The sequence below is a fragment of the Actinomadura fibrosa genome, assembly GCF_900659615.1.
In the GTDB taxonomy this organism is placed as follows: Bacteria; Actinomycetota; Actinomycetes; order Streptosporangiales; family Streptosporangiaceae; genus Spirillospora; species Spirillospora fibrosa.
Genome location: NZ_CAACUY010000033.1, coordinates 1 through 12,870, shown reverse-complemented (window position 1 = coordinate 12,870; position 12,870 = coordinate 1). Strand labels below are relative to the sequence as shown.

The following is a 12,870-nucleotide window of genomic DNA, read 5'->3' as shown; positions in this document are numbered from 1 at the left end:
CACCGACCACCGAAAAGGACAGCCGCCAGCGCTCCACCAAACACTCGTACTACCCGAGACCACCAAACCGAGGCAGTCCCGCATGAACGACCCCCCAGGCGGAAACACCATCAGCCGTCAAGGAGGGCAACAAGGTTCCCCCCGAGAATCCGGTCGCGGAGTTCGCCGGGCGTGGTGACGCGCTCGACGGTCCGGCGGGCCAGGACAGGATCGCCATAGGGCGCGTCCGAGCCGAACAGGGACCGCTCCGGGATCTCGCTGATCGCCAGCCGCACCGCGAAGACGATCGGCGCCGTCGACAGCTCCAGGTACATGTTCGGCCTGTCCCTGACCAGCTCGATGGCCGTCATCCAGTGCAACCCGCCGAGCTGGCTGATGATCAGCGGCACGTCCGCATGGCGGGCGGCGAGATCGGCCAGCGTCCGCAGATCGTCCTCTGTCGTGGGCGCGAAACCGTGCACGACGACGGGCAGCCGGTGGTCGCTCGCCGCCCGCAGAACCGGCTCAAGACGCTGCGCCTCACCGGGAGGCGGCGTCAGCTCACCGATGCCCTTCAGCCCACGCCCAACAACCTCCCGTTCAACGGCTTCGTCCACCACCCCATCCAAAGGGACGGCACCGAACCCGATGAACCGCTCCGGCCACCGCGCCAAGGCGTCGTCCAACTCGGCATAAGCAAGGCGGTAGTCGGCGGCGCCATTCCTCCGCCCGCCGAGGCTTCGCTGAAGGACGGCCATCTCCTCCCGCAGCTCCGCGAGATCCCGTGCCCGCTCGGGATGCGCTCGCGTACCGAAGATCACCGACCGCTCGACGCCGGCCGCGTCCATCTTGGCGAGGTGTTCCTCGACCGGGTCGTGCACATGCGCGTGAGCATCGATGATCATGCCTTCTCCTCGGAATCGGTGCCGTCCGGCCACGGTTACGGGTTGGCACCGTTGCAAGGTCAAGCGAGGAGCACGAGATGCTGATCGGCGAGGTGTCCAGGCGGACCGGCGTGAACGAGCGCCTGCTGCGCTACTACGAACGCCAGGGCCTGATCACCTCGCGGCGCCTCCCCAACGGCTACCGCGACTACGACGAGAGCGTCCTAGAAAAGATCACCCAGATCCGCGCGCTCCTCGCGGCGGGCCTCCCGACCAGGCTCATCCACCAGGTCATCCCCTGCGCCAACGGCCCGTCCAGCCTCGCCCCATGCCCAGGCGTCCTCGATGCCCTGCGAGACCGCCTCACCACCCTGGACCAGCGCGCCGCCGACCTCGCCGAAGCCCGCACCCTGCTCCGCCGCACGATCACCCGAACCGAACAGCAGAGCCCACCGCCAGATCTCCGGCCATGAAACGACAGAACACTCCACCAGCCGACAACAAGACCGACCACTGCCATGGACTATGCGCCGCAGGGACAGCCTCTCCCCCGTGCTAGCGTTTCGAAATCCGAAGCCTCCGCGGAAGGACGATCATGCCGACACCGGGACGGCGCGTACGCGGCTCGTCCACCGGCCGGCCGATCATGGCGGCCCTCGATCTCTTCGGGCGCCGCTGGACCCTGCGGATCATCTGGGAACTGCACGAAGGCCCGCTCGGCTTCCGCACACTTCAGCAGCGCTGCGACGACATGTCCTCAAGCGTGCTGCGGCAGCGCTTGGTGGAACTGACCGAAGCCGGCATTGTCGAGCAGACAGCCGAGGGCCCCTACACCCTGACCCCACTCGGACAGGACGCTCGCGAGGCACTCCGTCCACTCTCCGCCTGGTCCGACCGCTGGGCCGCGAGCCTGCCCCCGTCCTGAGACCTCCAGACCTTGCACTTCGACTATCGAAGCGCCATCCTGCTTCTAAAACCGAAGCACCCCCGGAGGTCTTCATGGCCCGCATCACCCCGCTCGAACCGCCGTACGCACCGGAGATCGACGAGGCCCTGCGCAAGTGGATGCCACCGGACGTGGCACACGAACCACTGATCCTCTTCCGCACACTGCACCGCAACCCGGAACTGGCGTCCCGCATGCGCGTCCTCGGCGCCGGGCTGCTCGCGCACGGAAGCCTGCCCCCACGAGACCGCGAGATCGTCATCGACCGCGTGTGCGCTCGCGCGGGCTGCCAGTACGAATGGGGCGTCCACGTCGCGACCTTCGCCGAAGCCGTCGGTCTGACGCCCGAACAGATCGACGCCACCGTGTCCGGCGACCCCGCGCCCTGGTCACCGAAGGACCGCCTGCTCGTCAACGCCGTGGACGAACTGCACGACTCGGCCGAGATCTCCCAGCCGACATGGGAAGCCCTCGCCCGCCACTACGACGAGCCGCAGCTACTGGAGCTGCTCGTCCTCGCGGGCTGGTACCGCCTGATCAGCCAACTGATCAACTCCATCGCCCCAGACAACGAACCTTGGGCCCCACCGTTCCCCACCTAACAAGACGAACTCACCGGCACCCCCACCGAGCAGCCACTCCCGACCAGCCCCCGCCACGCAGCGAAGTACCACGGCAGCGCGGCGTTCAGGCGGGGGCGGCCCAAGACAGCACATCGGCAGAACAAGTGCGCCAACGCGACCAACCACCGCAGCCGGACAACACGCCGCCGCAAACAGCCCGGCAAGGCGACGCGGCACGTCCGACGCGAGAGGTTACAGGTTCGCGGACAACACGGCGGGGCAACGGGCCACGGACAGCACGGCGGAGCGCATGGCGCAAACAGCACGGCGGAGCGACGCGCCGCGGGCGGTGTGCCCGGGCGACGCACCGCGGACAGCACGGCACCGCCGCATAGCGCGGACAGCACGGCGGGGGACGCGGCGCCCAGACAGCACGGCGGGGGCAATGCGACGCAGAGAGCATGGCGGGCAACGCGGTGCAGAAGCACGGCACACAGCACGGCGCGGACAGCACGGCGGGTCAAGGCGGCGCGGACAGCAGGGCGCCGCGGCAGAGCGCGGGCAGCACGGCCAAACGACGCGCCGCAAACAGCACGGGCGATGCGGCACGGACAGCACAGCACCGCGGCGCAGCGCGGACAGCGCGGCCGTACACCGCGCCGCACGAAGCACGCCCGCCGTGACGCGGCGCAGGCAGCACGGCGGGGCGGCGCAGGCAGCACGGCGGGGCGGCGCAGGCAGCACGGCGGGGCGACGCGGCGCAGATAGCACGGCGAGTGACCCAGCACGGCTCAGCACGTCCAACGCGTGAGGTCCCAGGGTTTGCGGACGGCGGGGCGGGCCGTATGCCGACGGCAGGGCGCCAGGACGAGGCAGCGTCAGAACGGGGCGTAGCGACCATGCGGGCGACACATGCGGGCGACGCGGGCGGGCAGCGCGGGCGGGCAGCACGGGCGGGCAGTGGTTCGGTGCAGCAGCTTGCGGCGGCGGGTGGCGCAGCACGGCGCAGCACGTCCAACGCGTCCCACGCGTGCGGTCCCAGGGTTTGCGGACGGCGGGGCGGGCCGTATGCCGATGGCAGGGCGCCAGGACGAGGCAGCATCGGAACGGGGCGTAGCGACCATGCGGGCGACACGGGCGGGCGACACGGGCGGGCGACACGGGCGGGCGACACGGGCGGGCAGCGCGGGCGGGCAGCGCGGGCGGGCAGCGCGGGCGGGCAGTGGTTCGGTGCAGCAGCTTGCGGCGGCGGGTGGGGGCAGTGGAGCGGGTAGGCGGTGAGCGGTGAAGAGAGCGGTAGGGCGGCGGGTGGAGCGGGCGGAACGGGATGGCTGGGGACGTCGGTGCCGCATTTTGGCGTAGCGGGCCTGCATGGGCGATAACGCACCTGGTTCGACGGGGGGGCGGAGTAAGGCGCGTTCGACGGGCCGGGCGGCGGTATGGCGGACGTCGGGCTGTGTCTTGATGGGCGGGATGATTGGCAGGGCAGCGTCCGAGCGGGGTGAGGCGGAGCGGGCGCGGATGGCAGGGGGCGGCTGGCGGGGACGGCTGGCGGGGGCGGCTGGCGGGGCCAAGTCGCGGAGGCCAAGTCGCGGAGGCCGGGGGGACGCAGGCGGGGGGCGCAGGCCGGGGCAGGCCGGGGCAGGCCGGGGCAGGCTGGATCAGGCTGGAGGCGGATATCAGGTCACGGAGGGCGGGGGCGCACGTCCGGGGGCGCACGTCCGGGGGCGGATACCGGGAGTGGGTACCGGGAATGGGTACTCGGGGGTGCGGGGTGGAGGGGGCGGGCGGGTGGTCGGGGGTGGGGGGTTAGGTTCTTCTTGGGAGGGGTTTGGTTGAGTGATCTTGAGGTGCGGCCTGAGCCGGTCTTGTGTGGTGGGCGGGACGGGGTTTCGGGTGGGCCTGTGCGGGAGTTGCTGGCGGCGCGGCGGGTGCCGCTCGGGGAGGGCACGTTCGTTCGGCGGCTGTTGCCGAGCATGGGGCGGCGCATGGTGGGGGCGTGGTGTTTCGTCGACCACTATGGGCCGGACGACATCACCGACGAGCCCGGCATGCAGGTTGCGCCGCATCCGCATATCGGCTTGCAGACGGTGAGCTGGTTGCACGGTGGCGAGGTGCTGCACCGGGACAGTCTGGGCAGCTTGCAGACCGTCCGGCCGCGGGAGCTCGGGCTGATGACCGCGGGGCGGGCGATCGCGCATTCGGAGGAGTCTCCGCGCCGGCATTCGCCGGTCCTGCACGGTGCGCAGTTGTGGGTGGCGCTGCCCGATGCGCACCGGCACACCGAGCCTCGGTTCGAGCATCATGCGGACCTTCCGACGGTGAGCGGGCCGGGGTTCAGCGGGACGGTCATCCTGGGTGAGCTGGACGGGGCCGTCTCGCCCGGTACGACGTTCACGCCGATCATGGGCGCCGACCTGTCGCTGGCGGACGGGGCCGAGGTGCGCCTGCCGGTCGAGCCGGACTTCGAGTACGCGGTGCTGACGATGTCCGGGGTCACGGAGGTCGACGGGGTCCGTCTGGAGCCGGGGTCGATGCTGTATCTCGGCTGCGGTCGCGGCGAGTTGCCGATGCGGGCCGAGGGTGACAGCGGGCTGGTCCTGCTGGGCGGCGAGCCCTTCGAGGAGAAGCTCGTCATGTGGTGGAACTTCGTCGCGCGGACGGGTGAGGAGATCGCGGACGCGCGGCGGGACTGGATGGCCGGGGAGCGTTTCGGGACGGTCCGCGGGTATGACGGGGCGCCCATCCCCGCGCCGGCCTTGCCGGGCGTCCCGCTCAAGGCCCGAGGCCGCACGCGGTAACGGGCGGTCGTCTCAGCGGTCGGCGGGGAGGAAGGCGTCCAGGGCCTCGGCCACCTGGACGGGGTTTTCCAGGGTCTGCATGTGGGGGACGCCTGGGAGTTCCTGGTAGGTCGAGCCGGGGATGCGTTCGGCAATGCCGGACATGATCTCCGGGGTGGTCGAGGCGTCGCGCTCGCCGGCCAGGACGAGGGTGGGGGCGGCGAGGGAAGCGAGCCGGTCCTGGACGTCCAGGCCCTTGAAGGCGCGCCAGGCGGCGGCCCAGTCGGCCGGGTGGAAGCGGCGGATGCGCTCGCGGGCGTACCGGACGCCCCAGGGGTTCGTGGCGAGCGCTTCGGGGGTGAACCAGCGGGTGAGGGTCGGGACGATCTGTGCCTCCATGCCGTCGGCCTCGGCTGAGCGCGCCCGGTCCTCGAAGGCCGGGAAGGGGTAGTCGGTGGTCGCGAGGAGGGCGAGGGAGGCGACGCGTTCGGGGGCGCGGACGGCGACGGTCTGCGCCACGCCTCCGCCCATCGACAGGCCGACGACGTGGGCGGTGTCCGCGTCGAAGGCGTCGAGGACGCCGAGCAGGTCGCGGGCGGTGTCGTCCATGGTGAACGGGCGGGGTGCTCCGGCGGCGGACCCGTGGCCGCGCATGTCGTAGGCGAGGACGCGGCGGCCGTGGGAGAGGCGCTCCATGACGGGCTCCCACATCCTCCAGTCGACGCCGAGGGAGTGCGAGAGGATCACCGTGGGGCCGCTGTCGCCCTTCTGCGCGACGACGGTCTCGTGGTCGGCGAGGGCGACCTTGTGCAGGGTGGGCTGGGGCGGGATTCCCGCTTCTTCGAGGATCTCGTTGACGACGACGAGGGCGTCGAGCGCGCGTGGGAAGCCCGCGTAGACGGCGACGTGCTCGCAGAGGGCCAGGAGTTCGGACGGTGCGACGCCCTGGCGGAGGGCGCCGCGGACGTGGCTGGCCAGGCGGCGTTCGGCTCCCCCGGCGGCCGCGACGATGGCGATCGTCGCGAGTTCCCGGGTCCGGCGGCTGAGTTCCGGGCGGGACAGCGCTCCGCCGAACGCGCCTTCGACCACCGTCTCGTACATCTGCGGGGACGTTCTGAGGACTTCGCCGAGGCCGTTCTCGGGAAGGAAGCCCATCAGGCCCTCGTATTCGTGCCGTCCACGCTCGCTGCGGTTCATCTCGTGCTCCTTTCTGGGAACACGACCATCTTCGAGGGCGGACGGGTCAGACGTCCAAGACATGATGTGGCTCGACGTGAGATGCTGCGCTTATCACTGGCCTACCGAGGCGAGTTCGGGGTGGTGGGCCACGAACTCGATGAACGCGGTCAGCGCCGGGGCGGGACGGCGGCCCGCGGGCCAGGCCAGCGAGGGGGCCCAGGTCGGTTCGGGGTCGAGGCGGACGACGCCGATCGGCTGTCCGGGTTCCTCCGCCACGGAGCGCGGGACGACGGCCGCGGCGAGGCCGACGCTCGCCATGGCCCTGGCGGTGCTGTACTCGCGTGTCTCGAACCGGATGTTGGCCGTTGCCCCGGCGTCCGCCAGTGCCGACAGGACGATCTCGCGGATGACCGATCCGCGGGGGTACGAGATGAGGTCGATGCCGTCGAGGGACGCGACCGGGACGCGGTACCGGTCCGCCATGGGCGCGGACGGCGCGGTGATGAGGACGAGGGGTTCCTCGCCCAGCGGGAGCGAGTCGAGCCGCTGCCCCTCCTCCTGCGGGGGCAGCCGCACGACGGTGGCGGCGTCGAGCCGCCCGCCGCGGAGTCCCGCGACCATCTCTTCGGTGTTCATCTCGCGGAGCTCGACCACGACGGCGGGGAACTCGGCGGAGAAGGCCGCCAGCAGGCGGGCCAGCCTGGCGGTCAGGCCGCGGGCGCCGCCGAGGCGGATGCGGCCGCGGGTCCCCTCCGTCCAGGCGCGCATCTCCTCCTCGACCGCCGCGATGTCGGCCAGGATCCGTTCGGCGTGTTCCAGGAGCGCGGCGCCGGCCGGGGTGAGCCGCACGCGGTGGTTGTTCCGCTCGAACAGCGTCAGGCCGAGCTGGTGCTCCAGCTTGCGGATCTGCTGGGACAGCGCGGGCTGTGCGATCCGCAGGGTCTCCGCCGCCCGGGTGAAGTGCAGTTCGCGCGCGACGGCCCGGAAGTACTCGAGCTGGCGTGATCCCATCATCACGCCAGCATCTCACCCAGTGGCCGCGTCAGGCGGTCGCCGTCTTGAGCAGTGTCCGGCGCGTGTGGTCGTCAGCGGGGAAGTACGTCTCGATGATGAGTTCTTCGAGCGTGATGTCGAATGCCGCTCCGAACGTCGTCACCGTGTTGAAAAGGCGCAGTTCTTCGCCCCGGTGTGTGATGTGGATGCGGAGGACGACGTCGGACGGATCGGGTGCCGGGAAGTCGCCGCCGCCGAACTCCGCCAGTTCGGCGTACAGGTCGCTCAGGCTCGGATCGCCCGTGGCGGCGACCTGGCGGGCCAGGCGGGGCAGCAGGAATCCGCGCACTTCTTCGAGGTTGCGGATCCGTGGCGCGAGCCCTTTCGGATGCAGTCCCAGCCGCATCATGTTGATCTCGGGCTCCAGCACCTCGGGATCGGCGCCGTCGAAGAAGACGCGGGCGGCCGGATTCGCCAGGACGAGGTTCCAGCGCCGATCGAGGACCAGGGCGGGAAACGGCTCGTGCGCTTCGAGGAGCCGGTCCAGCGCCTCGCGCGCCTTGGCCAGATCCGGATCGTCCAGCGCGCGTTGCGCGTAGACGGGCGCGTGACCGGCGGCGACCAGGAGGCGGTTCCGCTCGCGCAGCGGAACGCCCAGGTGCTCGGCGAGGCGGAGCACCATCGGACGACTCGGTATCGTCCGTCCCGTCTCGACGAAGCTGACGTGGCGCGGTGACACGTCCGCCTGTATCGCCAGGTCGAGCTGGCTGAGTCCGCGTTGCCGGCGCCACTGCCGCAGCAATTCCCCGATCGGCCGCTCCGCTTGCACGTTCCCTTCCTATCTGTTCTTCAGAGTGCCGTCGATGACATGGCATGTAATCGACGGCGCTCGCGGGACGGTGTGGGATTCGGGGCATGAACCAGCAGGCAGAACGGCACAGGAAGCTCATCGAGGACGGCTACGCCCGGTTCGCCGCAGGCGACATCGAGGTGCTGCGGACGCTCGTCCGCGAGGACTTCATCGAGCACAGCCCCGGCAACCCGTCCGGGCGGGACGCGTTCATCGAGTTCATGACGGCGTCGCCGATCGCCGCGTCGAAGCTTGAGGTGAAACGCGTCATCGCCGACGGCACGTACGTCGCGGTCCATTGGCACATGATTCCGCCGGGTGACGAGCGCGGTGTCGCGGTGGTCGACATCTGGCGGATGGAAGGCGACCAGATCGCCGAGCACTGGGACGTCCTTCAGCCGGTCCCGGAGGCGGACCAGATCCCGCTCGGAATGTTCTGACGAGAAGCCCGGCGCTCAGGCCGAGACGACAGGTTCATGGCGGACGGGGAAGTTCACCGAACTGGCGATGAAGCACAGTTCGTGAGCCCGCTCGTGCAGTTTCAGTGCCTGGTCGGTCCTTTCGGGATCGGCCAGGACGACTGCGGGCCGTAGAACGACCTCGTCGAAGTGGCCGCCTCCGCCTGGGGTTTCGACCATGGTGCCGTGCGGAGTGTCCGTGTAGGCGGTGACCACTATGCCTTCGGTCGCGCACAGATGCAGATACCACAGCATGTGGCATTGAGACAGGGACGCGACCAGCAGTTCTTCGGGGTTCCACTTCGCCGGATCGCCGCGGAACGCCGGATCGGAACTGCCCGCGATGGGCTGCTTGCCCGGTCCATCGATTCGGTGGGCCCGCTCGTAGGCGCGGTAGGAGCTCGTCCCGGTGCCGCTGTTCCCGGTCCAGGTCACGGACACTTCGTAGTGGTGGGTTCTCATTCCAGCACCTTTCTCGTGGCGCGGGCATGCTCGCCGGCGATCCGCCCGGCGAGCGGCCCGTCGCCCTCGGCGATCGCCTGGAGCAGCCGGCGGTGCTCGTCCGCGACGGCGTCCGGGCGTTCCGGGGGGACGAGCGAGTCGCGCGTGGACACGATGATCTGGTCCCACAGCCGGTCCAGGGACTCCAGCGCGATCGGATTGCCCGCCATCTTGGCGATCCCGCGGTGGAAGCGCCGGTTCAGCCGGATGGCGCGGTCGAGGTTGCCCGCGGCCGTCACGTCCTCCAGCAGCCGCGCGTCCCGCTCCAGGTCGGCCAGCGCGGCGGGTGCGACTCGGCCCGCTCGATGGCGGCTGGCGGCAAGTTCGGCTGTGAGAGCCTCCAGGGCGGACCTCACCGCGTAGGCGTGTTCGAGATAATCCGATGTCAGCGCGTGCACCACCACGCCGCGTCCCGCGCCCTGGACGAGCCCGTCGCCCTCAAGCCGCCGCAGCGCCTCCCGGACCGGCGTCCGGCTCACCGCGAGCGACTCGCTGACGGTCATCTCGGTGAGCCGTTCGCCGGGCGAGTACTCTCCCGCGACGATCAGCTCCCGGAGCCGCCGGTAGACGATGTCGGCCTGCATGCACCCTCCTTTGCATGCAAAGCATGCATTGCATGCAGAGACGAGGCCACCGTCCGGCGAAAGTGCGTCCGAAGGTGTTAACGGCCAGGTAACAGACGGACCGTGACACTCCGATCATGCATCTCGACCCGCACATTCCTCCGGGCACGGCCCGGCCGCGCCGATGAGGCGGCTCCGCGGGCGCGGCATCACCCTGGCCGTCGCGGTCGCGGCTATGGTCGTGCCGACGCTCGGCCCCTCGGCCTCCCGGGACGCCCCGACCCGTCCCGCGGCCATGAGACCGTCCGCCGCGCCCCTCCCGAAAGCACGAGAACGGGAAAGGAAACAGGCCGCGACCTTCACCAGTGCCCAGCGCGCGCAGCTCACGCACTCCCTCGACCGGTACCTGAAGGGCCGCCAGGGGGCGCTGTCGGTGTCGGTACGCGAGCTGTCCACCGGCCTGGGCTACGCCTACGACGCCGACCTGCGGACGGCCACGGCGAGCATCGTCAAGGTGGACATCGTCATGGCGCTGCTCCTACAGGCGCAGAAGGACGGCCGTGCCCTGACGTCCACCGAGAAGGCGCTGGCCGAACGCGCCATCAAGGTGAGCGACAACGGCGCGGCGACCGCGCTCTGGCACGCGATCGGACGCTCGGACGGTCTCGCCGCCGCGAACAGGCGGTTCGGGCTCCGCACCACGACGCCCGGCCCCGGGGACGCCTGGGGCTCCACGACCACGAGTGCCGCCGACCAGATCCGCCTCCTGAACGCCCTGACCTCGTCCCGCAGCCCGCTCTCGGCCGCGAACCGCCGCTACGTCCGGCACCTGATGGAGGACGTGACGCCCGAGCAGACCTGGGGCGTCAGCGCCGCCCAGGACACCGCCGCGCAAAGTGCCGCCGGTGCGGCCGCGGCCGGTGCGGTGGTCGGGCTGAAGAACGGCTGGCTGCCGCGCCAGGTCCACGGCGGCGCCTGGACGATCAACAGCATCGGCCTGGTGCGCCGGAGCGGCCGCCTGTTCGCGGTCGCCGCCGTCTCGGAACGCCATCCGTCGATGCGGGACGGGATCGCGGCCGTGGAGCACGCCTGCCGGGCCGCCGTCACGGCCCTGGCCCGCGCGCTCCCACCGGCGTCCGGCGCCGCCTCTGACCGATGACGTGCCCGGGATGACCTAGTGCTCGCCGGTCTCGAGCAGCCGCAGGCCGTACCAGCCCCAGTAGACGCGGTGGCGTTGGATGAGCCCGTCGGCGATCTCCATCACCTCGGCGAAGTCCGTCTGCTCCCCGTCCGGCGTGACCCGCGACTACTTCAGCGTCCGGCCGTCGGTGAATTAGTCGCTGCGGAACCGTCCTTCGGACGATCCTGACTCGTTGCCGTCAGGAGTCCAGTGCCAGAGGCGGGCGCTCTTGCGGCGGGCCACGCCTGAGGAGGCCAGGCGGGTCATCGCGGTCATGAGCCGGTAGGTGACCGGGCTGGTGGACAGGCTGAGCCTGGGATCCGTCCTGGCCATGCGCTGCACCTGCCGGGCGCGGGGACGGCGGGCCGCGTCGTAGCGGTCGAGGGCCTGCGCCACGTCACCGGCGCCGGCGGTTTCGGCCGCGAGCACGACGGCGTCCTCCAGCGCCTGGCAGGCGCCCTGCGCGAGGAAGGGGGTCATCGCGTGGGCGGCGTCGCCGAGCAGCGCGACACGTCCCTTGACGTAGGAGGGCAGCGGGTCGAGATCGTAGATGTCGTGACGCAGCACCGCTTCGGGCCGCGTGGCGGCCAGCAGCGCCGGGATGGGCTCGTGCCAGCCTCGCGTCCTGGCCGACACCTCCCCCAGGTCGTCGTCGAAGCGCAGCCCCTGCTCTTCTTGGCGGACGGTGAGGAACCAGAAGACCCGCTCGCCGTTCAGAGGGTGGGCGCCGAACCGCGCGCCGCGTCCCCAGGTCTGGAATCCGTGCACCGACCGCACCGCGCCCGGCTCCGTCACCCCGCGCCAGCACAGGATGCGCTGGTAGACGGGCTCGGGTGCGTCGGGCCAGGCGCCGCGGCGTACCGCGCTGTGGATGCCGTCGGCCCCGACCAGCAGATCGGCCCGCACCTCGCCGCCGTCACGGCAGGTGACCGTGACGCCGTCGCCGTCCTGGCGGACGCCGGTCACCTCGGCGCCGGTACGGATCCGTTCGGCGGGAACGTGCCGGGCCAGCACGCGCTGGAGCTCGGCGCGGTGGTTGGCGAGCAGCGGCGGGTCGGCGTCCGGCCGGAAGCGCATCAGGTAGGCGCCGTCCGGCCGTCGCATCGTGGCGCCCGCCTCGGTGGGCACCGAGCACGCCCGGAACTCCGCGCCGACGCCCAGGGCGTCGGCCGCGCGCAGCGCGTTCGGCGCGAACGACCAGCCGGCGCCCGCCTCTCTCAGCTCCGGGGCCCGCTCCAGCACGGTCACGTCCCAGCCGCCGCGCAGCAGGCCGATGGCCGCCGCCAGGCCGCCGATTCCGGCCCCGGCCACGATCGCGGAACGACCCTGGTCAGCTTTCATCGACGTCGCCCTCATGCCGTGGCCCGGGCATGCTCGCGAAGGCCTTGTCCATCCAGTCGAAGACGTCGTGCGCCACGCGCAGCCGCCGGGTGCGCGCCGGGTCGGGCCCGGCCAGCTCCATGCCCGCCGCGGTGATCTCGCGGAACGCGGCGAGGCCCTCGATCCTGCGGCGGACGATCCGCTCCCAGGCGCCGTCGTCCACCCGGTAGTAATGCGTCTTCCGCCCCGGACGGACACTGCGGCGCACGAATCCGGCGTCGGTGAGCAGGCGCATGCTGGTGGCCAGTGAGGAGCTGCTGGCGCCGATCGCCTCGGCGATCCGGCCCGCCGGCTGCTCCGGCGGGTCGCAGATCATCAGCCAGGCCAGCACGCGCCCGGCGATGGGCGGGACGGCGTACTCGTCCATGCAGAACGTCGCCGCCCGTTCCACCCACTCCAGGATCCGCTCCTGGTCGTCCGTCGTTCCGTCCACCCGTCCACGACCATCCATATTGTTCAGTATGTACTGAATATACGGATGGTTGGTTGACGCCCGGAAAGTCATGCGGTGGGCCTGAGGCCCTCGCGCCAGGTGGGGTGGGCCGGGCGCCAGCCCAGCTCGCGCTTGGCCTTGGCGTTGGACGCGCCGCGCAGTTCGGTCATCAGCACCACAC

At 71.2% G+C, this 12,870-nt stretch carries 14 protein-coding genes; 6 read left to right on the top strand and 8 right to left on the bottom strand.

The window, feature by feature from the left end; genetic code table 11:
* Positions 1-110 precede the first annotated feature (110 nt).
* Positions 111-884 (bottom strand): amidohydrolase family protein, encoded by a 774-nt coding sequence (locus tag E1300_RS14560; protein ID WP_131757526.1) that lies wholly within the window; start codon positions 882-884, stop codon positions 111-113.
* 77 nt (positions 885-961) lie between these two features.
* Between E1300_RS14560 and E1300_RS14555 the strand changes: the two genes are divergently transcribed.
* From E1300_RS14555 to E1300_RS14540, 4 genes are all read left to right on the top strand, one after another.
* Positions 962-1,336, top strand: a complete 375-nt coding sequence (locus E1300_RS14555) for a MerR family transcriptional regulator (protein WP_131757525.1) — start codon at positions 962-964, stop codon at positions 1,334-1,336.
* A 122-nt stretch (positions 1,337-1,458) separates the two neighbouring features.
* Entirely contained in the window at positions 1,459-1,788 is a 330-nt protein-coding gene (locus tag E1300_RS14550; RefSeq protein ID WP_242619151.1) for a winged helix-turn-helix transcriptional regulator, read from the top strand.
* A gap of 74 nt (positions 1,789-1,862) precedes the next feature.
* On the top strand, positions 1,863-2,411 hold the full coding sequence (locus E1300_RS14545) for a carboxymuconolactone decarboxylase family protein (protein ID WP_131757524.1): 549 nt from the start codon (positions 1,863-1,865) through the stop codon (positions 2,409-2,411).
* 1,796 nt (positions 2,412-4,207) lie between these two features.
* Positions 4,208-5,173, top strand: coding sequence for a pirin family protein (locus E1300_RS14540; RefSeq protein WP_131757523.1), 966 nt, complete (start codon positions 4,208-4,210; stop codon positions 5,171-5,173).
* 12 nt (positions 5,174-5,185) lie between these two features.
* Here the strand turns inward: E1300_RS14540 and E1300_RS14535 are convergent, their stop codons facing one another.
* The 3 genes from E1300_RS14535 to E1300_RS14525 all read right to left on the bottom strand — a co-directional run bounded on the left by E1300_RS14535 (position 5,186) and on the right by E1300_RS14525 (position 8,153).
* The gene (locus tag E1300_RS14535; protein ID WP_165502836.1) at positions 5,186-6,349 is read right to left on the bottom strand and encodes an alpha/beta hydrolase; all 1,164 of its coding nucleotides are present in this window, start codon (positions 6,347-6,349) and stop codon (positions 5,186-5,188) included.
* Between the two features lie 93 nt (positions 6,350-6,442).
* Positions 6,443-7,345 carry a LysR family transcriptional regulator gene (locus E1300_RS14530; RefSeq protein ID WP_131757521.1) on the bottom strand — a complete coding sequence of 301 codons (903 nt, stop codon included), beginning with the start codon at positions 7,343-7,345 and terminating at the stop codon, positions 6,443-6,445.
* Between the two features lie 28 nt (positions 7,346-7,373).
* Positions 7,374-8,153, bottom strand: coding sequence for a helix-turn-helix domain-containing protein (locus E1300_RS14525; RefSeq protein WP_242619150.1), 780 nt, complete (start codon positions 8,151-8,153; stop codon positions 7,374-7,376).
* Between the two features lie 86 nt (positions 8,154-8,239).
* On the opposite strand from E1300_RS14525, the gene E1300_RS14520 reads away from it, so the two are divergent.
* Complete coding sequence (locus tag E1300_RS14520) at positions 8,240-8,614, top strand: nuclear transport factor 2 family protein (protein WP_131757520.1); 375 nt, start codon at positions 8,240-8,242, stop codon at positions 8,612-8,614.
* A gap of 15 nt (positions 8,615-8,629) precedes the next feature.
* Here E1300_RS14520 and E1300_RS14515 read toward each other — a convergent pair whose 3' ends face one another.
* A complete protein-coding gene (locus E1300_RS14515) occupies positions 8,630-9,094 on the bottom strand; it encodes an OsmC family protein (protein ID WP_131757519.1) in 465 nt (154 codons plus the stop codon).
* Complete coding sequence (locus E1300_RS14510; RefSeq protein ID WP_131757518.1) at positions 9,091-9,717, bottom strand: GntR family transcriptional regulator; 627 nt, start codon at positions 9,715-9,717, stop codon at positions 9,091-9,093. Before E1300_RS14510 ends, E1300_RS14515 begins: the two co-directional genes overlap by 4 nt.
* 163 nt (positions 9,718-9,880) lie before the next feature.
* Here E1300_RS14510 and E1300_RS14505 point away from each other — a divergent pair, with 163 nt between their 5' ends.
* A complete protein-coding gene (locus E1300_RS14505; protein ID WP_131757517.1) occupies positions 9,881-10,855 on the top strand; it encodes a serine hydrolase in 975 nt (324 codons plus the stop codon).
* A 174-nt stretch (positions 10,856-11,029) separates the two neighbouring features.
* On the opposite strand, the gene E1300_RS14495 is transcribed toward E1300_RS14505, so the two are convergent.
* Both E1300_RS14495 and E1300_RS14490 read right to left on the bottom strand, forming a co-directional pair.
* Positions 11,030-12,217, bottom strand: a complete 1,188-nt coding sequence (locus E1300_RS14495; protein WP_165502835.1) for an FAD-dependent monooxygenase — start codon at positions 12,215-12,217, stop codon at positions 11,030-11,032.
* Positions 12,207-12,707, bottom strand: a complete 501-nt coding sequence (locus E1300_RS14490) for a GbsR/MarR family transcriptional regulator (RefSeq protein ID WP_131757515.1) — start codon at positions 12,705-12,707, stop codon at positions 12,207-12,209. Before E1300_RS14490 ends, E1300_RS14495 begins: the two co-directional genes overlap by 11 nt.
* Positions 12,708-12,870: the final 163 nt, after the last annotated feature.

Excerpts from the sequence above, each read along its gene's own strand:
- E1300_RS14560 (WP_131757526.1), bottom strand. The coding sequence starts at position 884 with ATGATCATCGATGCTCACGCGCATGTGCACGACCCGGTCGAGGAACAC.
- E1300_RS14555 (WP_131757525.1), top strand. The coding sequence starts at position 962 with ATGCTGATCGGCGAGGTGTCCAGGCGGACCGGCGTGAACGAGCGCCTG.
- E1300_RS14550 (WP_242619151.1), top strand. The coding sequence starts at position 1,459 with ATGCCGACACCGGGACGGCGCGTACGCGGCTCGTCCACCGGCCGGCCG.
- E1300_RS14545 (WP_131757524.1), top strand. The coding sequence starts at position 1,863 with ATGGCCCGCATCACCCCGCTCGAACCGCCGTACGCACCGGAGATCGAC.
- E1300_RS14535 (WP_165502836.1), bottom strand. The coding sequence starts at position 6,349 with ATGAACCGCAGCGAGCGTGGACGGCACGAATACGAGGGCCTGATGGGC.
- E1300_RS14530 (WP_131757521.1), bottom strand. The coding sequence starts at position 7,345 with ATGATGGGATCACGCCAGCTCGAGTACTTCCGGGCCGTCGCGCGCGAA.
- E1300_RS14520 (WP_131757520.1), top strand. The coding sequence starts at position 8,240 with ATGAACCAGCAGGCAGAACGGCACAGGAAGCTCATCGAGGACGGCTAC.
- E1300_RS14515 (WP_131757519.1), bottom strand. The coding sequence starts at position 9,094 with ATGAGAACCCACCACTACGAAGTGTCCGTGACCTGGACCGGGAACAGC.
- E1300_RS14510 (WP_131757518.1), bottom strand. The coding sequence starts at position 9,717 with ATGCAGGCCGACATCGTCTACCGGCGGCTCCGGGAGCTGATCGTCGCG.
- E1300_RS14505 (WP_131757517.1), top strand. The coding sequence starts at position 9,881 with ATGAGGCGGCTCCGCGGGCGCGGCATCACCCTGGCCGTCGCGGTCGCG.
- E1300_RS14495 (WP_165502835.1), bottom strand. The coding sequence starts at position 12,217 with ATGAAAGCTGACCAGGGTCGTTCCGCGATCGTGGCCGGGGCCGGAATC.
- E1300_RS14490 (WP_131757515.1), bottom strand. The coding sequence starts at position 12,707 with ATGGATGGTCGTGGACGGGTGGACGGAACGACGGACGACCAGGAGCGG.